Raw genomic sequence first — 25,371 nt, 5'->3', positions numbered from 1 at the left:
CTCTGAGCTTTTCTACACCACAAACAGATTCCCCGACACAACTCGATACTCAGCCAGCTAGTTTTTTTGAAGAGGATACTAACCTAAATTCGCCTCTGAGCTTTTCTACACCACAAACAGACAGTTCTCCCACGCAACTTAACACTCAGCCAGCTAGTGTTGATACAATTAATACCCTAACTGAGCTATTGCCTGATGCAGGCAGCGAAAAGCAATTGCTGGACACATCATCCTTTATGGATAATGCCACCACTACAGCACCAGTTACTCCAGAAATAGCAGAAATTGCGTTGGCAAAGCCTAGCGTTAGCATAGTGTCTCGCACAGAAAGTATCGCCAAACCGGAAGTCACACCGGAAGTATCGATCGACAACGATCGGCCAGAACCGTTTGTAGATAACTATATTGCTGCTTCGCCACAAGAAAACTTACTTTGTGTTGAGTCAAACCAGGCTACAGTCGTACCTGATATTTCTTTAGATGAAGAACAGTTGCAGCAATTAGATCGGGATTTGGCTAATTTTGATCGGCAGCTAAATTTTGAGTCGGAGCCAACTACCAACTTAGATATTTTATCGGAACTAATTGATAAAACTCAAGACACAATTCCTACAACTCCCCCTGAACCACAAACAGAAAATACCTCAACTGCTGCTTTATCCAGTTTGGCAGTTACCCCAGTAGAACCTGAAGAACAAAAGGAAGTTCCAACTCCTGTTCAAGACAGTTCTTTATCTTCAATTTCCAACTCCATTAACAATCCAGAAGTTTCGCTCAATGTTCTAGAACCAGTCTGGTATTTAGGAATTGATTTAGGGACAACAGGAATTTCTGCCGCATTATTAAATCGCTCAACTTTTGTTGTGCATCCTATCTATTGGTCAGCAGACAATCCGCCGGGAACAAGTTCTTTCCAACAATCGTTTCGTTTACCAACAGAGGTTTATCTTCCTACAGCTTCTGTACCCCAAGGAGAAAATGAAAGTATTGAAGTCCACGAGCAAACAGCACCTGCGGTTGTTGCTCAAGATAAAGCGCCTGACCAATCATCCACTCCTGCAACATCTAGACCCACAGCAGATTCGACAACAAATAATCTCTACTCAGCACAGTTGAAGCCCTATTTACAAGTAGCCATTCCCTACAAAAATGAACGGCAAAAATGGGAACCTGTTTTGCAATTAAATGAATTTTCGGCAGGGCCTTTAATTTGGGTTGTGCGATCGCTCTCTAAACTACTATTAACCCTGAAATCTGAAAAAACAAGTACCACCCCTAGTTTAATAGCTGCTGCGCTTGGGATCGGCGAATCAGATTTTCCGCAGATTATCAATAATATTGCTGGTGTAATTTGCACCTGTCCATCTAGTTGGTCAGAACAGTACCGCTTTAACGTCCGGGAAGCTTTACTCACCAGCAAACTCATCCAACATCCGCAGCAAGTCTTTTTTGTGGAAGAAGCGATCGCTAGTCTACTCCCGGAACTCAATACTGTTAGCGGTGAGCAAGTAAAATTAAGCGAACGTCAAGGTTCTCATCCAGTAAAAACCAGCGAACATCCGATTGTTGGTAACACCCTGGTAATTAACATTGGGACAACTGCCACAGAAATGTTGCTGGTCGATGTCCCAGAAAGCTTGGTGCAATTGACATACAATGATTTCATGCTCCACAGTTTTGCTTATGCTGGCAAGGGAATTGAACAAGATATTATTTGCCAGCTGCTATTGCCACCAAAATCTCGGCAATCACGCAGAGAAACACCAAGCGATGGCAAAACTCCTAGCAGTAATCCTTGGCAATGGCAACCGTCAATTCCCGGTTTAGACCAAATGCGTTGGCAGAGTTTAGGTTTGGAAGACTTAGGACTACCCAGAGTTGGAGAACCAGATATCACCGCCCGAATTCGCCTCCAGCAGCGTCTAGAAAGTTCTCTACTGGGACAGGCGGTATTAGATGCAGCACTAGCCCTGAAGCTGATTTTGCAACACCAAGAATCTTTTACCCTGGAATTGGCCGATCAGCAGTGGATTTTGCAGCGACGAGATTTAGAAAGCCAGGTATTTATCCCCTTTGTGCGCCGCCTGAACCGAGAACTCAACAAATTATTGGTAGCTCGTGGTATCCCTACAGAAGCAATTAATCAAGCAATCCTAACTGGTGGGGTGGCTTGTATAGGGACAGTGAACCGTTGGTTAAGGCAAAAACTCCCTAACGCTAAGATTATTCAAGATTCATATCTCGGCGAAAATGGCGCTCCTAATTGCAGTCGCGTTGCTTATGGTTTGGCGATGCTGCCTTTACACCCCCAGATATTAGATATACCCAGGCAACAATACACTGATTATTTCCTATTTACAGAATTGCTGCGGCTGCTACCAGATCGTCCCTTATCTTTCGGTGAAGTTGTCCAGCTATTTGAGGGTCGTGGGATCAATACTCGCACTTGTCAACAACGCCTGCTGGCTTTTTTGGAAGGTGAATTGCCGTCGGGATTGATCCCCTCAGTTACAGATTCGACTTGGCTAACCCAGAATTCACAAGAGAATCCTGATTATCAGGCGATCGCTACAGCACCACTTTTTGAAAAACAAGGCAGTCTTACTTATCGTCCCAATTCCCAACAACTGTTATCTTTGCGTCGCTATCTAGATGCGATTAAGGCTAGTAATCAGCAATCACTCGAGGAACCATATACAGTGAATTTCACCTTAGAGGTTCATCATTGAGACTAGTGCATCACGCTAGAAACAAGAATACTACTCAAAATTCAAAATGCTTATGCTATAAGCATTTTGAATTTTTGGAAGTGTACCTATAAAACTATCTTTTTTATCTGATGTCAAAAATACTGTAAATTTACAATATGTTACTTTAATTAAAAGATTCTGTAAACTTTGGGTTTTCAGTGTTTTTTTTGCTTTTATTTTGTGTACATTACTACTCAGTAGTAGCGACAAAAGCAGTAAAAACCGCCTAAAAATTATCTCCATGTCTATACTACAAAATGCAAAAATCCTTATTATAAAATAAGTTAGCCCTTGTGAATAATCTTTCTCTTTATTCAATTAATTGTTCGCAACAGCCTTTACATCCGTCAACTTTAAGCGTGAGAAAACGCTTAATTGACATTGTTGGAGCCATTGTGGGGCTGATTATTACATTTATGGTAGCAATCCCTGTGGCGATCGCTACCTTTATTGATGAGCCGAGTCCAATATTTTATTCCCAAATTCGCTGTGGTTTGAACGGAAAAACTTTTCGCATCTGGAAATTCCGTTCCATGATCGTTGATGCTGATAAACTCAAGCATTTGGTTAAAAACCAAGCCAAAGGTCACATCTTTAAATCTGTTGACGATCCTCGCATTACCCCTGTGGGTAAGTTTTTGCGGCGTACCAGTTTAGACGAATTTCCCCAATTTTGGAATGTTTTGGTAGGAGACATGAGTTTAGTTGGTACTCGTCCACCCACTCCTGATGAAGTCAGCAATTACGATCCACACCACTGGGAGAGATTACGAGTTAAACCAGGTATGACGGGAGAATGGCAGGCTAATGGTCGTTCGAGCATTTCAGACTTTGAAACCATTGTTAAGATGGATATAGATTATCAACGCAAGTGGTCTGTAACTTATGACCTTAGTCTAATTGTTAAAACTATCTGGGTGGTATTGAAAAAGACTGGTGCTTATTGAATTTGTCATTTGTCATTATCCGCCTTTTCGCATCTCCACTTTTTGATTCAACCTTTGACACCGCTACCAGTTTCAGTGGGAACAATGTAACGTTGTAGAAATAAAAATAATAATAATACTGGAGCGATCGCAATTAGAGAACCCGCAGCTACCAACCTCCAGTCAAGAGAAAATGTCCCTGCTAGCTTGGCGACTCCTAAAGGAAGAGTATATAAATTTTCGTCTTGGATGACAATTAAAGGCCACAAAAAGTCACTCCAAGCACCAATGAATACAAAAATAGCTAAAGTTACCAATGCTGGGCGAATTGCTGGTAACATTATATGCCACCATAATCCCAACTCTGAACTGCCATCCATTCTAGCGGCTTCTTCTATCTCTTTCGGGACACTCATAAAAGCTTGGCGCAAGAGAAAAATGCCAAAGGCAGAAGCTAAACTCGGAAAAATCATCCCTAAATAACTATTTCTCAAACCCAACTGGACTGTCAAAATATAGAGGGGAATCATCACGATTTGGAAGGGAATCATAATCGTGGAGACAATCGCTACAAAAATCCAGTCTCGCCCTACAAATGACAATCTTGCCAACGGATAGGCAGCTAAAGCGCAAAATAGTAGATTTAAGCCAACCGTTAGCACTGACACCAAAGTACTGTTATACAGGTATTGCCCAAAGGGTAGAGAGTTCCACACACTAACAAAATTATCTAGTGTCGGTTGACTAGGTAATAACTGTGGCGGCGACTGTAAGATATTTTCCGTAGGCGATTTCAAGGCTGTGCTAACTAGCCACAGTAAAGGAAAGAGCATCACCAGTGCGATCGCTCCCAATAGCACATACATTAGCAGATTTTGCGATCGTGATTTTTTCCAGTTCAGCATTTGATTAATAACCTAAATATTCTAAACCTACTATTTTGGGATATTAAAAGATGAATTTAGAACTTGAACAGAAGCTTTGGAATGCAGGAAAAGAAGAAAAAGCATATAGCAAAGAAACATGGTATGAAATCATAGATTCTCTATTAGATGATTTTCATCAGTTTGTTTTCCACGATTTTTACCGCGATAGTCAAATTCAATTAAATATTGAAAACCCGAATTGTCCATCATTTGGTCGTTGGATATGGACTGATGAAAAAGGAGAATTCCCTCTATCTGTAACTTGGTCAGCCTTAATTGGTGGCGATATTATAGGAACTGAAGAGTCGGGGGATATTTTTCATGTTAGTATTGTACTATTTTTATTCGATACTACTGGTAACAATCGGTTACGTTTAAAAACAGGCGAAAGCTTTCTTTCATTTGCTTTTGAAAAACAATCTAATCATAATGGGCATTGGCGTAGTCTTGGCTGGTGTAAGGATGAATGGGGTGAATGGGAAAATCTTGGTTAATGTGAAATAGTCCAATACATTCTTAAGTAAGTGACATTCCACTTTCAGATGTAGATGTAGAGACAGAAATTTTTCCGTCTCTACAAGAGTTTTGGTTGCATAAGTAATAACTTTTATACCTTAAATCAGCAACGCAAAAAATGGTATCTAATCAAGTAGGCTTATAGCCTATCATCCTACAGTTTTAAATCAAATTATAGTGGTTAATCTTCAACCGCTACATAAGGTTGTGGTTCCCGCAAGCGTTGGGCAATTTGTTCTCGTCGATACTTTGCAAGTTCGCTGTAAAGCCTCTTGCGAGAAAGATTAACACTTCCAACAGGCTCATGATCTAGTAGTGTATGCCAAGGAGAAAACAGCAAACCCTCGTCTAAACGTTTGCGTTCTTCAAAGTCAAATTTCTGACTTAAAATGCGGACAGTTGCAACTTTAATAAATGGTGAATCTGCTTCTTGCCATTCTTTAACATGGTCTTCAATTGGCGTTTTTTCATCATCTACATAAAACTGAATAAAGAAGTCAAAAGATGCTTCTTTACCTTCTTCAGTCAAATATTTTACTATTGCTTCCCGAAGGTAATTTTCTGATTCGGGTAGTGTTTCGGGTGGTTGTTCAGGCTGTTGAGATTTGACAGATAATTTTACAATGCGATCGCCAAACTTAAATGGAGCCATACTCCAATATTGAATCAAAAGCGGATTTCCTACTTTATTGCTACCAATATTTTGCAAGATTGCAAAGGCATAACCAAGTTCCTGCAACCGCTCTGGGCTAAGTTGTCCGCTCCCGGCTCTGGAAAGATCGGCGTAATCACGAACATCTTTGGTCAAGAAAATCGGATAATTGTTGAGGATAAAATCTTGAGTTTTTTCTTCATCATCCAGAACTTTTTGCCCGTCCACATTCATCACCTTGATGGCGATACCGCGAACATCCGGCTGGCTATCGGAGGTGAATTCACCACGCTTTTTAGGCGAACCACCACTAGAGAAACGAATCCATGCAGGATAGGTTTGTGGTGTTTTGAACAAACCTACTCTCAAGTCTTCAGGAAGATTCGGTTCAATAATAAACTCTCCTCCCAGGAGTCCATGACTTTTGCTATGAATTTGGCGGAGGTCTGGGCCTGTTTTTTGTTGAGCTTGGAGACTATTTGCAATAATCTCGTCAATTATTGCTTCCTGCTCAGTGCTAGATGATGTTGGGTTAGTCATAAATATTTGATGATGTGTCTTCATCATCCTGAATCCTTAGCCTTTCCTAGTCAATCCGGTTTCCGTAGAAACAGCTTGTAGTGGTTTATCCCAAGATTCAATAGGTATTTGAGGCAAATAGGCGAAATCAAAGACAATTCCGATAGTCGGTTTTGTCTGCCACTGCGGTAAACTGAGCAAGCGATCGTAATATCCGCCGCCATAACCCAAGCGATATCCTTGATAGTCACAAGCTACACTAGGGACGAGAATCAAATCTACTTCAGCAGCATCTAAGATGGGAGCGTCGGGGTGTGGTTCAGTAATGCCATAAGCGCCACTTTGGATAGAATCGCCAGGTGTCCAAGTATGCCAACATAGTGATTTATCAACGCAGCGAGGAAATCCCCAACGATATTTAGTGTTTGCAAATAGTGGACTGAGGTCAGGTTCTTGGCGAAAACTAAAATACGCAAGGATTGTTTTTGCTTGGGTGAATAAAGTAGAGTTTTGTAAATGAGAGCATAAGCGATGGTTGAGTCGATGGGGGATATTATTCCCCGCACCTCTCGGTTAAATCTGGGCGTGCGACTTTCACCGCACCCAGCTTCCGATGTTCTTAGCTTGCGCTTTTGCTCATGTGTTTGTAATCGTGGCAACTCTCGTGAATTGCTTCAAGATTATTTCTTTTCCAGTTGGCGTGATTTCCGTCGATGTGATGCAGGTGTACCCGTTCTTCATCGATAAAATTCAGACCGCAGGAAGCACATTTATGGCTTTGCTTTTTCAGAGCTTTAGAGGTTTCACCTTCGTGGAGCTTACTGTTACGTTCGCTCCAGTAGGCTGTATCTCCGTCATAGGGGGTTTTTGTTCCTTTAACCATGACGTGTTTGTTTTCGGAGTAGGAAACTGTTGGGAATGCCTTGTCTAGTAATTTCTTGCTAGAGTAGCGATTTTGCTTGTTTTCCTTATTGAATACCTTGTAGGCTCTTTTTTCGATGTGGTACAGGGAGTTCCTGGAGCCGTCCATCTTGCAGAACTTATGGTAATTTCTCCAACCTCTCACTACCGGAGCTAATTTCTCAGCCTTTGTGGTAGCACCATAATTCGAGTTGTTGACGATGTGTTTTACTTTCTTGCGGAATGCCTTGAAGTTGTCCACTGAGGGAGTACATCTAAACTTTCCGTTGCTCTGCACTTTGAAGTGCCAGCCGAGGAAATCAAACCCATCTGTCGCGGCGGTAATTTTGGTTTTCTTTTGGCTTACATTCATTCCGCGTTTACGGAGGAACTCGCTGATTCTTTCAAGTATCTCTATCGCGTTATCTTCGGGACGTAGTATTATGACCATATCATCTGCGTATCGGATTGATGGTCTGACAATTCTCTTTTCAGGAGTGTTGTCTGTGANTATTTTTACCGAATTTGTATTCGGTGTGGTATCTGTGTATGTTTTCTATCCCATTGAGCGCGATGTTAGCTAATAGAGGGCTGACCACTCCCCCTTGAGGTGTCCCTTGTTCGGGGAATTCTGGGTTAACTCCAGCCTTGAGGCATCGGTATATTCCGAGTTTTAAGCCTTTGGGGGCAATGAGTTCGTCCATTATTGCTGAGTGGTTAATCCTGTCAAAGCATTTTTCGATATCGAGTTCTATAACTCTTTTATCTATTCCGTGACTTCGTGAGCTTAGGTTGTCAAAGATGTATTGTTGTGCATCATGGGCAGAGCGCCCAGTTCTGAACCCGTAGCTCCTAGCGTGGAAGGTTGCTTCATGTGCTGGTTCGAGTGCATGTTTTGCGAGGCATTGCCAAGCTCTATCTGCGATGGTAGGTATCTTAAGCATTCTGGTAGTCCCGTCCTTCTTGGGGATGGGGATTTCCCGTAGTCCTTGATGCTTCCAATTTCCACTATTCATTTTCAGTAGTTCTTCAAGGTTGAAGCGTTCTTCAAATGAGAGGGATTTCTTACCATCAATACCTGCCGTCTTTTTACCAGCATTTAGCTGAGATACAAGTCTAATTGCAAGAAATCGAGCCGAGGTTGATTTTAGAATAAGCTTTTGGAGTAACCTAGCTTTCCGTTTGTCTCCAACTTGAACCGCTTTGTACACGCGCTTTTGAAGGCGGAAAAGATTTCGGCGGAATTTCTTCCACGGTAAGGCTTTCCAAGATTCACTAGTTTTTACACTGTGTCTAATCATTTTCTCTTCTGGAGTTTGTGTATTCTGAACACCTCGAACCAATTACGGTTCGTCCTACCCGAATTGTGGGGATTCCTCCGCTCGTCTGGGCTACTCGGGGAACGAAAGCCCCTAGACCCACAATTCGTTTTTATTCGTTCCCTCGGAGAGATTGATTGTTCCGTTAGGCGTGGTCAATTCAACTACTGGATTCCCTTGACTCTTACCGTTATTAAAGGCGATATGCGGCGGGAATTATTTTTCCAGTGAAGTCAGGGGTTTTATGTTGCGCCCTGCTTGAAAATAAGTTGCTTTTCTAGACCCGGTTTCGCCGTAGGAACTCCCTGTTAGCGCCAGTGTCAACCCGCAACGGCTGTCTGATTGCGCCCTGTTCCCAGCTTCACTCTACAAGAACCGAGCTTGTTCGGTGTGGGCAGATAAGGAGTCAATTCTGAGTCTGAATGGTAGGGCTTTCACCTACATCTGACCGAGAGTTCAGCCTTTANTGACAGTAATCTGCTGTCGGGCTGGGTTAGTTATTTACGGGATGATTACCGTGATTCACTAACCAACGAATCGCACCGCTTTTTTCTCTCCATTCTCCAACGGACATTGATTGGCGTGTTTTAAGTAGAGTGCGGCGTAGTTCTGCTTTATTGAGTGGACGATCAACTTTGTCCATAAAATTTATAGCATCAAACAAATAAGCTGGGCATTGCCCAGCTTATTACACTCTACATTCACCAGTGCATCGTTATGCAGCGTGTTGACGATACCACTCAATGGTATTCTTTAACCCTTCCTCAAAGCCCACCTGAGCCGTGAAATTAAAGGCAAGATTCGCCCGTTCAGTATCCAAACAACGGCGGGGTTGACCATTAGGCTTGTCAGTTTGCCAAACAATTTCACCCTTAAACTCCATCAATTTGCAGATTATAGTTATTAAATCAAGGATGGAGATTTCGTAACCCGTTCCCAAGTTAACTGGTTCCAAGTCGTTATAGGATTGAGTCCCCATAACAATTCCCCTCGCTGCATCTTCTGAATACAGAAACTCACGGGTAGGACTGCCATCACCCCAAACTGGGAGTTGCTTTTCGCCCTTAATTTGGGCTTCGTGAACTTTGCGAATTAAGGCTGGAATAACGTGGGAACTTCCAGGGTCAAAGTTATCTTCTGGGCCATATAAATTCACTGGCAGTAGGTAAATTCCATTAAAACCGTACTGCTGGCGGTAAGATTGCAATTGAACTAAAAGCGCTTTTTTAGCAATTCCGTAGGGAGCGTTGGTTTCTTCTGGGTAGCCATTCCAAAGATCGTCTTCTTTAAATGGCACTGGGGTAAATTTAGGATAGGCGCAGATTGTGCCAACACAAACAAATTTTTCTACTCCAGCTTGATAGGCAGCGTGAATGAGGTGCGTACCCATGATCAAGTTATCGTAGAACAACTCTGCGGGTTTTTCGCGGTTTAGACCGATGCCACCCACATGAGCTGCTAAGTGAATAATTATGTCTTGCTGGTCAACTGCGCGTTGGCTATTTTCCCAAACACGCAAATCGCAGTCGCGCGATCGCACTATTGTAATCTTCTCACGATCGGCCCCTGCTTTACACAGTTGATCTATCACCTGACGACCTAGAAACCCCGACCCACCAGTGACGAGAATTCGTTGATTTTTTAGTTCTAAGGCGGTCATATTTTTTATCCTCTGTGGTGCGAATCAGAAGTGCAAAGCGCCCAGTTCTTGACGAACAGTAGCAATATCATGTGGAAATTGCGAACCATTTCCATTGGGTGAAGTGTGACCCAATGCCTGTAAGTCTGCTTCTACCATTAAGGAAACTAGTTCTTCAAAGGTTACTGATGTTTTCCAGCCCAACTTCTGGCGTGCTTTTGTAGAATCGCCAATCAGTAAATCTACCTCAGATGGACGGAGGTAACGCTCATCAAACTCTACATAATCTTGCCAATTAAGATTTACATAACTAAATGCCAATTCCAAAAACTCCCGCACCGAGTGGGTTTCACCAGTAGAAATTACGAAATCGTCAGGTTGGTCTTCCTGCAACATCAACCACATTGCTTTCACGTAATCTTTTGCATAGCCCCAATCCCGCTTGGAATCTAGATTACCCATGTAAATCTTTTTCTGCTTACCAGCAACTATACCAGCCACAGCTCTAGTAATTTTGCGGGTTACAAAGGTTTCACCCCGTCTTGGTGACTCGTGGTTAAAAAGTATACCGTTACAAGCAAATAAATTATAAGACTCACGATAATTTACAGTTTGCCAATGGGCGTAAACTTTCGCACAGGCATAGGGACTGCGAGGATAAAAGGGCGTTGTCTCAGCTTGAGGTACTGCTTGTACTAAACCGTACATCTCTGAAGAACCCGCCTGGTAAAATCGCACCTGAATTCCAGTTCGGTGTTGGTAGTCTCGAATTGCTTCCAACAGACGCAGCGTTCCCATTCCTACAGCATCCACCGTATATTCTGGTGAATCAAAGCTTACTCTGACATGGGATTGAGCACCGAGGTTGTAAATCTCTACTGGTTTGACTTCTTCTAAAATACGCCGCAACGTTGTACCATCTGTCAAGTCACCGTAGTGAAGAAACAACCGCACCCCGTCTTTGTGGGGGTCTTCATAAATGTGATCGATGCGGTCTGTGTTGAAGGTAGAAGTTCGGCGAATAATTCCATGAACCTCATAACCTTTTTCTAGTAAAAACTCACTCAAATATGAACCGTCTTGACCAGTGATACCAGTAATCAACGCTCGCTTCTGTTGCGTCATGCTCAATTATCCCTTATTATCTTTGATTAAAAAGTTACAGGCAATCTGATACAACCTAGCAGCTAATTACTGAATTGCCTAATGGGAAACCTACGAGTTCTTGTTGTTATGAGACTTTTTTCGTAAATAAATATACTTAATAAAAAGTAATTTAATCCGTAAGCTCAACCTTAAAATAAACCAGGATTGTTTAAGTATGTATATTTTTCTTTTATCAGATATATCAACATTCTTTTTATATCCGTCGTTTTTTTTGCCAAAATTTCATATTTTCATATATATTTGGTTTTGTGAAGACTAAGTAAAATAGGTATTTGAAATTAGGTTTTTAGGGGCATTAACTGCCCCAGATCGCCTAAGTATTTGCTCAGTATGCCCCGTTATTTTTTGGTAGAATTACCACATCAACAGTTTTCAAGATGATCCATAAATCAAGCCAGAAATTCCTAAATTTGACATAATGCAGGTCTATTTGGACTCGCCGAGGATAGGGAATATCATTACGCCCAGATACCTGCCACAAACCAGTAATTCCTGGACGGATTGTTAAAATCTCATCAATGTGACAACCGTATTTTGGCAGTTCTTCTGCTACCAAGGGTCGGGGGCCGACTACACTCATATCCCCTTTTAAAACGTTCCAGAACTGGGGAAATTCGTCTAAGCTAGTAATTCGCAAAAATCGACCAATTTTGGTAATCCGGGGGTCTTGTTTCAGCTTAAAACTGCTCTCAAATTCTTGTCGTAATTCGGGCGATGTTTCCATCATTTGCATGAGGATTTCGTCCGCATTGCTTACCATTGTTCGGAATTTAATACAATTAAACGCTTTGTAATTTTTCCCTACCCGTTCCTGGACATAAAAAATTGGGCCTTCTGAGCTAAAGGCAATCAGCAAGGTCAAAATTAAGTAGACGGGAAAGAACAAAATTAATACCGACAGCGAAAACACTATATCGAACAGTCGTTTGGCAAACTCTCCGTTTAAACCCTGAAAAGATAAACCTTTGGGCTTAACTTTCGGCGTTTTTATTTTTTGACCGCGTTTTAAGAAAGTACGCGTAGACGCTCTAGTGTCTTGCCGTACGCCTCGCTTGCCGGAGAGGAGTGAGCTCTGGGCAGTCATCATACTCCTTAATAATCCACACCACACATAGTCCCAATATTAAAGCCAAAATGATGTGCTTCTGGGGGGAAATTGCCAAAAGCCTAAAAAAATAAGACGTTAACCAAGACCATCATTCCGAAAACGGTCTTTTTCGTTGCATTTGTTTACAAAATTTAGATAACGATCTGCAAAGATTTGCGGTGAAAACTGCGCGGCGTGCGATCGCATATACTCGGAACTGAACGAACCCTCATATACTTCAAACTTTTCTACTGCCTCCACTAAAGCCGCCTCGGTTTGCGTCTGGAAAAATATACCTGTCCCTGTATCCACACAAGAGCGGATATCTCGCACTGTTTCGAGTGCCCCCCCTGCACCGTAGGCAATTACTGGCGTGCCGCAGGCTTGTGCTTCCACTAGGGCAATCCCAAAATCTTCACAAGCTGCATACACAAACGCCTTAGCCCTAGACATATATTTTTTTACCACATTATCGGGTTGCCATCCGAGTATTTGGATATTAGAGTTTGCCATCTCGCGAATCTTGTTCATTTCATCTCCTGTACCAATGACTACTAATGGTCGTTTTAGTTGATTAAAAGCCTTGACAATCAGCGATATTTGCTTGTAACTCACTAAGCGGGAAACTGTCAGGTAAAAGTCCTCTTTCTCAGACAGAAACGGAAATTCCGCAATATTCACTGGTGGGTAAATGACTGTTGCTTCTCGTCGATAGCAACGCCAAATCCGCCGAGATGTATGTTGCGAGTTAGCAATGAAGTAATCAACGCGATTGGCACTCAATACATCCCACTGGCGCAAACGATGTAATAAATATCGCGTCACCCACCCAGGTAAGCCACTACCCAGTTTGCTGGAGCGCAGATAATCAAAAGTCAAGTCCCAGGCGTAGCGCATAGGGCTGTGACAGTAGCAAATATGCATCTGTTCGGGAGTGGTCAGGATTCCTTTGGCAACAGCGTGAGATGAAGACAGAATTACGTCATAATGCCGCAAATCAAGTTGTTCGATTGCCAAGGGCCACAAAGGCAAGTATTTTTGTATACCGTTGCGGGCAGATGGAAAGTTCTGGAGAAACGTCTTGCCAATCTGACGGTTATATAAATAACTTTCTCTATTGCTGGATTCAAAATCGATCAGAGCATACAAATCAGCATCAATGTGATTCAAAATTTCTCGGACAACGAGTTCTGAACCACCGGTGGCTTTGGGTGTCAGCCACTCATGAACGAGAGCATATTTCAAGGGCACAGCTAACTTGAATAAATGGAAGATACAAAGACCAACTTGATGACGTTAACTGAAAAGTTTCCCCTTCTGATTAATTAACGGGAAGCGCACCAGATTAGCACATAGGACGCAATCTTTCCTTGAGATGTTCCAGATGGATGCTGCAACCTGATAACCTCAGATTGGAGCATTAGGGATTGGGAATGGTTATTTATGCTTGTCTTCCCAGTCCCCAATCCCTACTCCTTGACGACAACTGATATGGAAAAGGTGAATCTATGCGAATTCTAATTATGGGTGGTACTCGGTTCATTGGTGTCTATTTGACTCAATTACTAGTGGAACAAGGACATGAGGTAGTGCTGTTCAATCGGGGAAATCGGACAGTACCTTCTTTACAGGGAGTAGGACAAATTATAGGCGATCGCACTGACCCTACCCAATTAAAGGCAAAGTTATCACAAGAAAACTTTGATGTCATTTTTGACAATAATGGCCGGGAACTTACTGATACTCAACCACTTGCAGAGATTTTTCAAGGGCGAGTGCAACATTTTATATATATGAGTTCTGCGGGAGTGTATCTCAAATCCGATCAACTACCCCATGTCGAAGGAGATTTAGTAGATCCCAAAAGTCGCCATAAGGGTAAACATGAAACAGAAGCTTATCTGACTCAATTGGGATTGCCCTTTACCTCTATTCGTCCTACTTATATTTACGGGCCTCGTAATTATAATGAGTTGGAAGGCTGGTTTTTTGACAGAATTGTGCGCGATCGCCCCATTCCTATCCCCGGAAATGGCTTGCACATTACGCAGCTAGGGCATGTAAAAGACTTGGCAAAAGCTTTGACTCAGGTTTTGGGTAATCAACAGGCCATAGGACAGATTTATAATATATCTGGCGATCGCTTTGTCACTTTTGATGGGTTAGCCCGTGCTAGCGCTGTAGCGGCTGGTAAATCACCTGATGCTGTAAAAATCGTCCATTATGACCCGAAAAAGTTTGATTTCGGCAAGCGCAAAGCTTTTCCGATGCGGGTACAGCATTTCTTTGCTTCGGTGAATAAAGCGCAAACACAATTAAACTGGCATCCTGAATATGATTTGATTTCTGGGTTGCAAGACTCTTTGGAAAATGATTATTTAGCTAATGCAAAAGACAAAGCTGATGTTGATTTCTCTGTAGATGAGGAAATTTTACAAGCTTTGTGAGTAAAAATGTTTAGGGGTACATCGCTGTGCAGTAGCCAGGGCAATAGAATTCGCGGCTACACTAAGGTCAAATTAAGGTTTTGAAACCCACGGAGGTGTGTTTTGTTTATGTAGACGCGGTTTCTAACCGCCCGTTTCGCTTAAGTTGACTCATCAGGGTTAACGCCTAACTCTCGCAGTTGTGCTGCTAATCTGTTAGCACGTTGACTTTCTCGTTCTAGTTTTTCTAGCGGTGTGGGAAGCCAATTCCCGGATGCATCATACCAACGTAGCCATAATCGCTCAATTTGTTGGTAAGAACCTTGCCAAACTCCTAAGCCCAGTTCCACACCTGGCATCCAGACCCGTGAGGTACTCAAATCCAATTCGCTGTAGCGGTCTGCAACTAATTGGAATGCTTGGAGCTTGTCAGTGTAGCGGTCAAAGACAATGTAGTAAGGAACTCGTAAAATCCGCTCATAAACTTCCCATTTGGTCGGCGGTTGGTTAATCTCTCGCAGAGTTTGTCCTAAGTCTTCTTTTTCAGTGCCAGGAGAAAGCAACTCTACCACTACAAAAGGAGCAACCCCTTCTTGCCAGATCACATAACTTAAACGCAAGTTTTGCTGTTCGTAGAGACGCGAAACTCCCACAGCAGCAAACCAGTCTGGGCGTTTGTACCACAGCGTATGCCGGAGGTCATAGTAAAGGTTTAAGTCAGTGGCTACAAATACCTCCTCTGCTGGATAATTAGGCGGACAGAAGGTTTCGCGCAGAAGTTGGGGTTGAAAAAGGTGAAATTCGTCAGGCAAACCAGAGTCCTCCGGGTATTCACTGGGAAGATCGTACATCGTGGGTAGGACTTCTTTGGGAGAGAGAGGCGGGTCTGTTTGGTACATAAGGAGAATCTTGACCGACTAACTTTAAGTTAACGGATCGCGGTAAAGGTTTGGCAAAAATCAAAAGACAAATTTTTGAAAATGAATGAGCGCGAGAATATTCAACAATATTTCATAAATCTCCTGAAAATTATCGAGAATCAAAGACCTGGATACATTGCTGTTTTAAAAGAAGGTTTACTCGATGATGAAATTCAGAATAGTATTACAACTCATCCAATTCCTGAAGGTTTAATCGCTATATATTCATGTGTTAAAGGATATGATTTGGAACTTCCTAAAAATTTTGATTTTCCTACATATTTACTTCCTGGATACGATTTAATCCAAATTGATAAAGTAGATAGTGTTATAAATCGTTTGCAGAACGTACATAAAAATCCAGACTGTTGGGGATGGCAACCAGATATGATTCCTTTTTTATACGGTAGCGGAGGTGATTACTATTGCGTCAGAACTTTGTCAGACGATCAATCAGTTGTATGGACTCCTAAAGATGATGTTTTATATATAATTTGTAAAAATATTAAAGATTTTATTTTAATAGTTACGGAATGCTATAAACAAAACGCTTATTTTTTGGATGAATATAGAGATTTGGAATGTAATTATGATTTAGAAGAAAAAATTATAGTTAATTTTAACCCGAATTATTATTATCAAAATGGTTTAGATTCAAAAGAATGATAAAGCGTATAAAATATAATTTTTATAATTTACACCAAGAAATTAGTAGTAGAGATTAAGTATAGATGTATATATTATTTAATGTTTAAATTCACTGCTTATGGAACAATATCCACTCCACAATGTTCTAGAAGCCCGTGCCCGCTTGGGTGAAAGCCCCATCTGGGATTCTACCCGGAAACTACTGTACTGGGTTGATATCTACAACCATCGGGTGCATCAGTTCAATCCTGCTACGGGGGAAAATGACTTTTTTGATGTGGGAGATGTCGTAGGTGCGATCGCAACAGCAGGTAAAGATAAACTAATTATGTTGCTGCGTCATCACCTAGCATTTCTCAACACCCAAACAGGTGAAGTTACCCCCATTTTGGAAATTGAAGGAAATTTGCCAGATAATCGTCTCAATGATGGTAAATATGACCCTCAAGGACGTTTCTGGTTCGGCTCAATGTGTTCTTTGGAGAAACCCCAGGCTAGCCTCTATTGCTATGAAACTGACGGTTCATTGCATGTAATGGAAACAGGATTGACTATCTCTAATGGTCTGGGGTGGAGTCCCGATCGAAAAACATTTTACTTAACAGACTCTCCTCAGCAAAAAATATATGCATACGACTTTAATTCCGTAACAGGAAACATTACTAATCGTCGGATTTTTGTTGATTTAACTCATGAATCCTTCTACCCAGATGGATTGACAATAGATAGTGAAGGACATATTTGGTCAGCTATGTGGGGTGGATGGTGTGTGATTCGTTTCAACCCCAGAGGGGAAGAGATATTGCGGATAAAACTACCTGTGCAATTGCCAACTAGCTGCGCTTTTGGGGGCGAGGATTTGCGAACACTTTACATTACCACTGCTTCAGTTGGACTCAGCCAAGCAGAAATCGATAAAAGTTTCTACTCTGGTGATTTATTTGCTCTCCAAACTGATGTTACTGGATTACCTGCTTATAATTTTTCAGAGTTAAAATAGCAGTCCTAAATCATTCATGAAAACCTCTCTTTATTCCCCTCTCTGTGTCGCGCCAGTTGCTACAAGTCGGGGAACCGCAAGGGCGCACTGGCTTCTCTGCGGTTCGTTGAAAATAATAATTTCTGCTTACGGTAGGCTATGCCAACACAACTCATTTAAGATTGCTATAGGAATTTTAAGATAATTAAAATATTGTATGATTGTCTATTCTCTCCACAATGCCACTTGCTGTTGGAGTTCTCTCATATCTAAATAATCGCTAGCAAAAGCTTTTCGTAAAAGTGGATGAGGAATAAATCGATCGTACTTTTGAATTTCTGGTGCTTCTGAAGTACTGAGTAAATCTTCTGGGGTAATTCTTTGTTCACACAATGAAGCAATTTCATGATAAAGAGATTTAAATTTACCCTTGCCTAATTTAATTGTGAAATAATAGGGATTTAATCCGCCAATACTGACAACTTCCAACGATTCTCGACAGTAGGAGTTGAGTAATCTTTCTAAAGTACGATAAGCAACCGTACCCATCCAGGGAAAAATATAGCATTTACCTTTTTCCAATTGTAAGATATTTTGTTTATCTAATCCAACCTGTTGCACTAATTGGCGAACTTGATGTAAACGTTGTAAAGCATTTTTTTGCAAATAGCTATACTCGATATTTTCAAATAGAACCTGTTGCATTCGTTGTAAAACTTTGGTATGAATAGTGCCACCACTTCCACGCCAATAAATACTAGCTTTGCCCTCGGCTTGTTTTACAAAAATAGCCTTCTTTTTAAAGTCAACTTCTACAACTTCCCAACTTCTGCCAGCTAAAGCAAATTGATTGCCAACAGCAGGCGGCGTAACTATACTGCCAATTTCTGTTGCACCTTGCTTAACAATATATTCTTGCTGTTCAGCAAAGACAGCATAAAACTGAAACTTCCTCACAATCCTTTCTCCTGCCAAACCCAGGATTAATTTACCTTGTTCAGTATGCTGAATATGACCAATATCAATTAAATAGCGGAGCAATAATTGGAAATCTTCTTTGGAAATAGCAGCAAAAGGCGGTAAGCTAAAAATTTGTTTAGCTAAGGCATTAGGCGAAAGTTCTCCTGTTGCTGTTAAAATACTCATTGTTTGGTGATAAAGCAAACTCAAAGGATATTTAATCGGTCTGATTGGTTCAATCCATTTCTCCTCTAAATAAAGTTGAATAATAGCGATAGACTGCAACAGTTGCCAGGGTATTTGTTCTGGTAGAGAAGCTTCTGATAATGGTTTCTCTTCAGCACAGACAAAGCGCATATCGGCAGCTTCACCCCTTCTACCACTACGTCCTAAGCGCTGTAAAAAGCTAGCTACAGACAAGGGTGATTCTAACTGAATAACTCGCTCTAAATGACCAATATCTATACCTAATTCTAAAGTTAGAGTGGCAGCAGTAACTGCTGGATTGTTGGGTTCACGCATGGCATTTTCAGCAGCTTGCCGCAAGCTAGCAGATATACTTCCATGATGCACATGATATATATCTGGTAATCCTTCTTCTGTGGCAATTTGTCGCAAAGATGCTATTACAGATTCAGTCTGCGTGCGATTATTAGCAAATATTAGGCATTTGCGAGATTTGCTGAGGTTGAAAATATATTGTTCATAATCTGTTGCCTCTGATTCATCTATTTCATCAGTAATATAAAAATGTTCTACAGCTAATTTTATTTGGCGTTTTATTCCATCGGTTTGTGGTGTAATCACTGGCTTATCTGTTCCTGAACGCAACCAATCTTCAGCTATTGAATAATCACCAAGAGTTGCCGATAAACCAATCCGGCGTGGTTGTCTTTGCGTCAACCTTGCTAAACGTTGTAATTGGCAAATAATTTGACAACCGCGATCGCTTCCCATAAAGGCGTGAATTTCATCAATAATGACAAATCTTAAGTCACCAAATAAGCGGAGTAGGTCGTTATTTTTGTTGATTAACAAACTTTCTAGAGATTCTGGTGTAATTTGGAGAATTCCTTGAGGATTCTTTAAAAGTTTGTTTTTTCGACTTTGAGAAACATCACCGTGCCAGTGCCATACTGGAATATCTGCTTCTTTGAGTAAGTCGTTGAGGCGCTCAAATTGATCGTTAATTAAAGCTTTGATTGGACTAATATATAATGCGCCTATAGTTGTGGCAGGGTTGGCATGTAATAAAGTCAAAATTGGTAGGAAGGCTGCTTCTGTTTTACCCGCAGCAGTTGCAGCAGTAACTAATAAATGAGCATCGGTGTCAAATATAACTTCACAAGCGGCAATTTGGACTGGTCGTAATTCAGTCCACTGATGATGATAAATATATTCTTGGATGAAGGGTGCAAGTCGGCTAAAAGCATCGCTCATATTTTTTATGAATAATTCGTAACAGGTAATAAATTGATTACTGATAAATTTGAAATAATATCATACTAAGTGAAGTGAACATTAAAGAACCGCTTATATAGCTGTAAGACGTGATTGGCAAAGAGATAAATCTTTTTTTTAGTATTTTGGAGAATTTTACTCCTATTGACTCAAGGCAGATTAAAATTCGTCAGTCAAACTGAAGTAATAGGGGCAAGTATATAATGAGGCAACAATCATGAACAAGTATAAGGAAATATTACGTGTAGTTCTTGCTATATCCATCATTGTGGTTGGAGTGACACACTTTGTTATTCCAGAACCGTATGTCAAAATTATGCCACCGCAACTTCCTTATCCTTTAGGATTAGTTTATCTCAGTGGCTTTTATGAAATTTTAGGTGGTATCGGCTTATTAGTCCCGCCTGTAAGTCAAGCTGCTGCTTGGGGACTTATTGCTCTTTTTATTGCTGTCTACCCTGCCAATATCAATATGGCGGTTAATCATATTCAACTAGAACATATACCAAATTCACCTTGGGTACACGTAATCAGACTTCCCTTTCAAGGAGTTTTAATTGCTTGGGCTTGGTGGTACACTAAATCTTCTGATTGGAAAAAACAAGCTTCTATCATTCCTAAGTCACTTATTCCCAAAGAATTAAAATTGAAATGAGTGCGTTTTTTATATTTGAATTATGCGTGTTGCAACTTTATTTGGAATAACACTCTCGTTAGCAATGGGTGTTGGGGGATTAACGCTTCCGGTGACTCAAGCGGTGCAGCTTAGAGATGGTACAGTCTACTTTGTCCAACCGCCGAAACTTGTAAATGCAACGACTACTTATAAAGATGTGAATATTTGGGGCGGAACTTACTATTTCACGATCAACTTGCCGGATAATGCTGGAGAATCCCTCCAGAAAGTAACGATCGCACAAAGGGAGGGAACAGAAAACATCCGCTACAATCTTAATGATACCCGCGCCTTTGTCGGAACACGCGATCGCAAAGAATCTCGCCTAACACTAGGCGCAGTCACAGACGAACGCGACACACGAACAGTTACTGTGAACTTCGATCCGCCTGTAATTCCGGGACAGACAGTGACAATCGCCTTGCGTCCTGTGAGTAATCCCAGCTTTTCTGGGGTTTATTTAATGGGTGTGACAGCATTCCCACAGGGTGAAAAATCTCACGGACAATTTCTCGGCTTTGGAAGGTTTCAGTTTTACAGCAATGGAAGTAGCTGGTGGTTTCCATAAGTACCAGGATGTCAATGCTAGGAATAACACAAATGGTATTGACAGCTTAATCTCATTGAGAACCAATCCGGCAAGTGAGCGATCGCTTAGTAATATTAACTCTAAAACAAAATCTGGAGCCTATTTAAGGGCAAAGTTGCAATGACTACCGATTACTTCAGATAAATTAGCAAATTCAATCCTGGAATTGTGCGGGAAAGAGTCCACAAAACTAATGTGATGTAAATTACACCTAAACTCCATTGATACCAAGCAAGTGCAGAGATGATACCTGGTAAGTGTTCGTCTCGCAGGCGAATGTCATTAAATCCTAATTTAACTAGGTTGTTCAGACTAAAATCATAATAGTTGAGCCAGTTCCAACGGCGATCGCTCAGTAGAGGCATATATCGTTCCCGAAATGTCTGATTTCTTGGGATCACTGGTAAACGCCCAATCAACAATCGTAACTGGCGAAATGTACCATCTTCGGTAAAGTAAGAAACGTCCATTAAATCGTGATAACGCCCTTGTTGATAAAGTCGCATCAATAAAGCTAGTGGTATGGGGACAAGAATTATGAAAAGACACCCCAATGTCAGCCAAGGTTGTTGAGTATTGCGAAAGATGGCTAGTAAACTCAAGAATTCTAAAAGGCTAAAACTGACTAATATCGAAATGGTTTCGTAAGAGGTGGGAATAATTGGTATGGGATGCAGGCGGCGATAACGATCCACTAGCCAAAATAGTAAGCCGAAATAAGCGATCGCAACTCCTCCCACGCCAAACACTAACCAAAAATTTGTCCCATAGCCACTCAACAGCAGTAGTACACTCAACCCCAACCAACTCCAAGCTTGCAGTAACCACCCACCGATAGAAAGGGGTTCGCCAACAATTAAGCGATCGCTAAGTTGAGTATATTTCTCTAAATCGATATCAGCTAAGGTCAGTAACTCACTGCTGTTACGAAAAGATTTTATCAGACGACGTTGGGCGATCGCTGCGGCTTGAGTTGCAGAAAAACCTAATTTAATCAAACTTGCAACACTTGCACTATTAATATTTGTAGCCGTCAAACGGCGACTCATTTCTACTAATCGCAGTTCTTGTTTTGTGTATTCCAGTTCATTAGCATCGGTAACTTGTTGTTGCTGACGGAAATTTTGCCCTAAATTCCGCAAGATATTTTGATTACCTTGCAATGTCGGGGTACAGAACATCTTACCAATCTGACCGGGATTACCTAAAATTTTTGCTTGGTTAGAATTAAAAGTTAAACCAGGTACGCTTAAACAAGCTTCTGGAGAAAATCTAGCATCGCTAAAATCTGCTTGGTTAAGAATGCTTGCACCTTGCAAATTCACCGATTGATTAAACTCCACTTCTCGAAATATGGCAGCTTGCTCAAAAGTCGCATCTGTTAAAATAAAAAACTGATTAAAATTTGCTTTAGTAAACTGTACTTGATTGGCAAAGCGGACATCAGAAAAATCAGCATTTTCTCGCCACTGCACGCTATTGAATTTAGCCAACTCTTTAAAAGTTGCTTGATTGAAATTGGCAGTATTTTCAAAGATACTACCTTGAAAATCAGCGAATTCCTGAAATTGAGTTTGTTTGAAATTAGCTTTTTCAAAAAAAATACTGCCTTGAAAATTGCTTGGTTGCTTGAATTTACCACCGCTAAAGCTGACAGGACGACCAAATCGGGTTTCAGTCCAATTAGTGGATTGGAGAAAAGTTGCACCTTGGGCATCCACAGACTGAAGAAAGAATGTATTAGAGAACTTTATTTCGCCATTGAAGCGAGTTTGCACGAGTTTCAAGACACCACGAAAGACCGCAATTTCACTCGATGGACTTGATTTTGTTCCCAAAAGCGATCGACAATCTTTAGAATTCACTAATGACTCCAGACAAACAAAGCGCAAACGTTCTAGTTCTTGTTGTTCGGTAAAGGTGAAAATCGGAGCAATGGCTTTAGCATACAACGGTGTTCTTAAACCCAAATCGCTGCCCACAAAATCCCCTAAAATCAGGGCATAGCTGAGGTCTAAACCCAGAGGTTTTGCACCTAATTCTTTTCGCAGTAGTTGGTAAAAAGCATCACGAAAGCTAGCGTTTTCTGGGCGCAAATCAATCACCATCTTCTGCAAATCTACCGTCAAATTGCCTTCGCGCAGTGTCGGTGTGCGTAGACGTTCTTGTAATAATTCCAGAGTTAAGGGTATACGTTCTGGTTGCGTTTGTGCTGCCCAGGTTGATAGAGGGAAAATGAGAATTGATACAACGCAAAGGAACACGAAAAGCGCAGAGGAATGCAAAGAAACCCTTCTGTGTAACTCTGCGTTTAACTTTTGCGTGCATCTAGTTTGAAAAAATAAATTGTGCAAATTGTTCGATCAATCGTCGCTAATTAGTAGAACAATTTTACCCGTCACAGAACCGCTTTCAAGTAATTGGTGAGCTTTAGCCGCTTCTTTTAAAGGAAACTTGTGGCTAACATGGATTTTTAACTTCCCTTCATCGATCCAGGTGGCACATTGTTCGAGAATTTCTGCATGGTGCTGGAGGCTTTCTTCCAATCCTAGCAACGCTGGTGCGAGCATTAATTCTAAACCAATGCGGAGATTGCGTAATCTAGCAGTTTTCCAAACAGTATTGGCATCTGGTTCGAGAATCGTCACAATATCACCATAGACTCGCACTGCGGGGAAAGTTTTGTGAAAGGTTTCGCCGCCTATGGTATCAAAAGCCAAGTCTACGCCTTCGCCGCCAGTCCAATCTAATACCGCTTGCACAAAGTCCGTTTGTTTGTAAAAAATTACATGGTCTGCACCGAGTTCTTTGACGAAATTAGCCTTTTCTTCAGAACTGACTGTTGTAGAAACAGTAGCACCTTTGAGTTTCGCCAATTGAATTGCTACATGACCCACACCACCAGCACCCGCATGAATAAAAACTCGTTCCCCAGGTGACAATCGTCCCCGTTCGTATAAAGCTTCCCAGGCGGTGATTAATACTAAAGGTGCTGCGGCTGCTTCTGCAAAGGAGATAGAGGCGGGTTTGGGTGCGACAAACCGCTCATCTACAACGGTATATTCAGCATAATTACCTTGGTGTGCGCCCAATCCGCCGTAGCAAAAGTATACTTCATCGCCTGGGCGAAAACGCTGAACGCTAGCACCTACGGCTTCGACTATACCAGCACCATCACATCCTAAAATTGTCGGCGTGCGATCGGGGTAGAAAGTGCCTCGGCTACGAAGTTTAGTATCAATGGGGTTAATGCCAGCTGCCACCAAACGTACTAAAAGTTCAGTATTCCCTGGAATAGCAGGGTTTGGCACTTCTTGTATTTGCAGAACTTCGGGACTGCCAGATGCTGTCATCAAGACTGCTTTCACGACTCTTTCCTCCTGGCTTTAGATGCACGTTTATTTGCAACTTTAGCGCAGAGGGTGGATACAAAGTTATGTCTGAGGGAAAACTGCGATCGCATAGCCCTTCGTAGAATTGACTCACGGTATCTGGAAAACCTCTCTCTAAATCTCTCTCCTACAAGGAGAGAGACTTTGAATTTTCCCCCTTACCGACACGGGAAGGGGGTTAGGTCAATCGTTAGCTTTTCCACACGATCTGAATTGTTAGATCGTAGACATCGCCATCAACTCAAACTTTTAACAAAGCGCATCGCACACCAAAATTACTCCTACTATTGATGTAGTGTCAGCGTCATATCTCTAGATTCTGCATTAAATGTATAATCGCTGAATGCTTCATGTATTTACCAGTTAAAACTATTAAATGATTACTCTTACCCCAGAGGAAATTAGTCAGTTTCGCAGCCAGTAGAGACGGCGATTTATCGCGTCTCTTTCCTTAACCGAACCATATTGGGTGTAGCCCAACCCAGGCATCGCCTACTACCAGTTTCAGGTAAAAAGAGGATGGATGCGATGCCTGCGGTACGCTACGCCAACGCATTTATAGATTTGGCGATCGCATTTGTTATTTTCGCGTAAGCATTTATAGATTTTGCGTTCTCAATTGTTATTTCGGGGTTCGCAATTGTTATTTCGGGGTATGCAATTGCTATTTCGGGGTACGCAATTGCTATTTCGGGGTACGCAATTGCTATTTCGGGGTATGCAATTGCTATTTCGGGGTATGCAATTGCTATTTCGGAGTACGCAATTGCTATTTCGGGGTATGCAATTGCTATTTCGGAGTACGTAATTGCTATTTCGGGGTATGCATTTATTGATTTTGCGATTACTGTTGCTGATTGTACTTATTCTCAAACAACAAATCGATATGAAAAATGAGTAAAAACACAGGCAAACTCGT

19 protein-coding genes and 2 pseudogenes are annotated in these 25,371 nt (G+C 41.5%); 8 read left to right on the top strand and 13 right to left on the bottom strand.

Annotated elements, in window-relative coordinates; all coding sequences use genetic code 11:
* Positions 1-2,729, top strand: a 2,729-nt coding sequence (locus tag CDG77_RS37610) for a hypothetical protein (RefSeq protein WP_223269817.1), incomplete at its 5' end; no start/stop codon positions are given.
* Between the two features lie 314 nt (positions 2,730-3,043).
* A complete protein-coding gene (locus tag CDG77_RS14885) occupies positions 3,044-3,697 on the top strand; it encodes a sugar transferase (protein ID WP_094330137.1) in 654 nt (217 codons plus the stop codon).
* A 47-nt stretch (positions 3,698-3,744) separates the two neighbouring features.
* Here CDG77_RS14885 and CDG77_RS14880 read toward each other — a convergent pair whose 3' ends face one another.
* Positions 3,745-4,581 (bottom strand): carbohydrate ABC transporter permease, encoded by an 837-nt coding sequence (locus CDG77_RS14880; RefSeq protein ID WP_094330136.1) that lies wholly within the window; start codon positions 4,579-4,581, stop codon positions 3,745-3,747.
* A gap of 50 nt (positions 4,582-4,631) precedes the next feature.
* Between CDG77_RS14880 and CDG77_RS14875 the strand changes: the two genes are divergently transcribed.
* A complete protein-coding gene (locus CDG77_RS14875; RefSeq protein WP_094330135.1) occupies positions 4,632-5,096 on the top strand; it encodes a hypothetical protein in 465 nt (154 codons plus the stop codon).
* 203 nt (positions 5,097-5,299) lie between these two features.
* On the opposite strand, the gene CDG77_RS14870 is transcribed toward CDG77_RS14875, so the two are convergent.
* The 8 genes and pseudogenes from CDG77_RS14870 to CDG77_RS14840 form a co-directional block, all read right to left on the bottom strand.
* The gene (locus CDG77_RS14870; protein WP_223269816.1) at positions 5,300-6,310 is read right to left on the bottom strand and encodes a catalase family protein; all 1,011 of its coding nucleotides are present in this window, start codon (positions 6,308-6,310) and stop codon (positions 5,300-5,302) included.
* A gap of 36 nt (positions 6,311-6,346) precedes the next feature.
* The gene (locus CDG77_RS14865) at positions 6,347-6,841 is read right to left on the bottom strand and encodes a 5-formyltetrahydrofolate cyclo-ligase (protein WP_442946422.1); all 495 of its coding nucleotides are present in this window, start codon (positions 6,839-6,841) and stop codon (positions 6,347-6,349) included.
* A gap of 67 nt (positions 6,842-6,908) precedes the next feature.
* Positions 6,909-8,490: pseudogene (locus tag CDG77_RS14860) on the bottom strand (group II intron reverse transcriptase/maturase).
* A 553-nt stretch (positions 8,491-9,043) separates the two neighbouring features.
* Positions 9,044-9,151, bottom strand: a pseudogene (locus tag CDG77_RS35465) (5-formyltetrahydrofolate cyclo-ligase); the annotation flags it as partial.
* Positions 9,152-9,223: 72 nt separating this feature from the next.
* On the bottom strand, positions 9,224-10,168 hold the full coding sequence (locus tag CDG77_RS14855) for a GDP-L-fucose synthase family protein (RefSeq protein WP_094330133.1): 945 nt from the start codon (positions 10,166-10,168) through the stop codon (positions 9,224-9,226).
* Positions 10,169-10,192: 24 nt separating this feature from the next.
* Positions 10,193-11,272 carry a GDP-mannose 4,6-dehydratase gene (gene gmd / locus CDG77_RS14850; RefSeq protein WP_094330132.1) on the bottom strand — a complete coding sequence of 360 codons (1,080 nt, stop codon included), beginning with the start codon at positions 11,270-11,272 and terminating at the stop codon, positions 10,193-10,195.
* Positions 11,273-11,639: 367 nt separating this feature from the next.
* Positions 11,640-12,398, bottom strand: a complete 759-nt coding sequence (locus tag CDG77_RS14845) for a sugar transferase (protein ID WP_094330131.1) — start codon at positions 12,396-12,398, stop codon at positions 11,640-11,642.
* 99 nt (positions 12,399-12,497) lie between these two features.
* A complete protein-coding gene (locus CDG77_RS14840; protein WP_094330130.1) occupies positions 12,498-13,652 on the bottom strand; it encodes a glycosyltransferase in 1,155 nt (384 codons plus the stop codon).
* Between the two features lie 257 nt (positions 13,653-13,909).
* Here CDG77_RS14840 and CDG77_RS14835 point away from each other — a divergent pair, with 257 nt between their 5' ends.
* Positions 13,910-14,848, top strand: a complete 939-nt coding sequence (locus CDG77_RS14835; protein WP_094330129.1) for an NAD-dependent epimerase/dehydratase family protein — start codon at positions 13,910-13,912, stop codon at positions 14,846-14,848.
* 140 nt (positions 14,849-14,988) lie between these two features.
* Here the strand turns inward: CDG77_RS14835 and CDG77_RS14830 are convergent, their stop codons facing one another.
* Positions 14,989-15,726 (bottom strand): Uma2 family endonuclease, encoded by a 738-nt coding sequence (locus CDG77_RS14830; protein WP_094330128.1) that lies wholly within the window; start codon positions 15,724-15,726, stop codon positions 14,989-14,991.
* Between the two features lie 81 nt (positions 15,727-15,807).
* Between CDG77_RS14830 and CDG77_RS14825 the strand changes: the two genes are divergently transcribed.
* Together CDG77_RS14825 and CDG77_RS14820 are read left to right on the top strand one after the other, a co-directional pair.
* Positions 15,808-16,413: an SMI1/KNR4 family protein gene (locus tag CDG77_RS14825; RefSeq protein ID WP_094330127.1), complete on the top strand. Its 606-nt coding sequence runs from the start codon at positions 15,808-15,810 to the stop codon at positions 16,411-16,413.
* Between the two features lie 100 nt (positions 16,414-16,513).
* Entirely contained in the window at positions 16,514-17,395 is an 882-nt protein-coding gene (locus tag CDG77_RS14820) for an SMP-30/gluconolactonase/LRE family protein (RefSeq protein WP_094330126.1), read from the top strand.
* A gap of 204 nt (positions 17,396-17,599) precedes the next feature.
* Here CDG77_RS14820 and CDG77_RS14815 read toward each other — a convergent pair whose 3' ends face one another.
* Positions 17,600-19,774, bottom strand: a complete 2,175-nt coding sequence (locus CDG77_RS14815) for a DEAD/DEAH box helicase (RefSeq protein ID WP_094330125.1) — start codon at positions 19,772-19,774, stop codon at positions 17,600-17,602.
* Positions 19,775-20,012: 238 nt separating this feature from the next.
* On the opposite strand from CDG77_RS14815, the gene CDG77_RS14810 reads away from it, so the two are divergent.
* Together CDG77_RS14810 and CDG77_RS14805 are read left to right on the top strand one after the other, a co-directional pair.
* Positions 20,013-20,450 (top strand): DoxX family protein, encoded by a 438-nt coding sequence (locus CDG77_RS14810; RefSeq protein WP_094330124.1) that lies wholly within the window; start codon positions 20,013-20,015, stop codon positions 20,448-20,450.
* A 22-nt stretch (positions 20,451-20,472) separates the two neighbouring features.
* Positions 20,473-21,039 (top strand): DUF2808 domain-containing protein, encoded by a 567-nt coding sequence (locus CDG77_RS14805; RefSeq protein WP_094330123.1) that lies wholly within the window; start codon positions 20,473-20,475, stop codon positions 21,037-21,039.
* Positions 21,040-21,191: 152 nt separating this feature from the next.
* Here CDG77_RS14805 and CDG77_RS14800 read toward each other — a convergent pair whose 3' ends face one another.
* Both CDG77_RS14800 and CDG77_RS14795 read right to left on the bottom strand, forming a co-directional pair.
* Positions 21,192-23,324 carry a pentapeptide repeat-containing protein gene (locus CDG77_RS14800; protein ID WP_442946421.1) on the bottom strand — a complete coding sequence of 711 codons (2,133 nt, stop codon included), beginning with the start codon at positions 23,322-23,324 and terminating at the stop codon, positions 21,192-21,194.
* A 99-nt stretch (positions 23,325-23,423) separates the two neighbouring features.
* The gene (locus CDG77_RS14795; protein ID WP_094330121.1) at positions 23,424-24,428 is read right to left on the bottom strand and encodes a zinc-dependent alcohol dehydrogenase family protein; all 1,005 of its coding nucleotides are present in this window, start codon (positions 24,426-24,428) and stop codon (positions 23,424-23,426) included.
* Between the last annotated feature and the right edge of the window lie 943 nt (positions 24,429-25,371).

Source organism: Nostoc sp. 'Peltigera membranacea cyanobiont' 213, from assembly GCF_002245975.1.
GTDB lineage: Bacteria > Cyanobacteriota > Cyanobacteriia > Cyanobacteriales > Nostocaceae > Nostoc.
This window is presented reverse-complemented; position numbering and strand designations above follow the sequence as displayed.

Bases quoted from the DNA above. Each gene is read 5' to 3' on its own strand.
- CDG77_RS14880 (WP_094330136.1), bottom strand. From the start codon at position 4,581: ATGCTGAACTGGAAAAAATCACGATCGCAAAATCTGCTAATGTATGTG.
- CDG77_RS14875 (WP_094330135.1), top strand. From the start codon at position 4,632: ATGAATTTAGAACTTGAACAGAAGCTTTGGAATGCAGGAAAAGAAGAA.
- CDG77_RS14870 (WP_223269816.1), bottom strand. From the start codon at position 6,310: ATGACTAACCCAACATCATCTAGCACTGAGCAGGAAGCAATAATTGAC.
- CDG77_RS14855 (WP_094330133.1), bottom strand. From the start codon at position 10,168: ATGACCGCCTTAGAACTAAAAAATCAACGAATTCTCGTCACTGGTGGG.
- gmd (WP_094330132.1), bottom strand. From the start codon at position 11,272: ATGACGCAACAGAAGCGAGCGTTGATTACTGGTATCACTGGTCAAGAC.
- CDG77_RS14845 (WP_094330131.1), bottom strand. From the start codon at position 12,398: ATGACTGCCCAGAGCTCACTCCTCTCCGGCAAGCGAGGCGTACGGCAA.
- CDG77_RS14835 (WP_094330129.1), top strand. From the start codon at position 13,910: ATGCGAATTCTAATTATGGGTGGTACTCGGTTCATTGGTGTCTATTTG.
- CDG77_RS14830 (WP_094330128.1), bottom strand. From the start codon at position 15,726: ATGTACCAAACAGACCCGCCTCTCTCTCCCAAAGAAGTCCTACCCACG.
- CDG77_RS14825 (WP_094330127.1), top strand. From the start codon at position 15,808: ATGAATGAGCGCGAGAATATTCAACAATATTTCATAAATCTCCTGAAA.
- CDG77_RS14820 (WP_094330126.1), top strand. From the start codon at position 16,514: ATGGAACAATATCCACTCCACAATGTTCTAGAAGCCCGTGCCCGCTTG.
- CDG77_RS14815 (WP_094330125.1), bottom strand. From the start codon at position 19,774: ATGAGCGATGCTTTTAGCCGACTTGCACCCTTCATCCAAGAATATATT.
- CDG77_RS14810 (WP_094330124.1), top strand. From the start codon at position 20,013: ATGAACAAGTATAAGGAAATATTACGTGTAGTTCTTGCTATATCCATC.
- CDG77_RS14805 (WP_094330123.1), top strand. From the start codon at position 20,473: ATGCGTGTTGCAACTTTATTTGGAATAACACTCTCGTTAGCAATGGGT.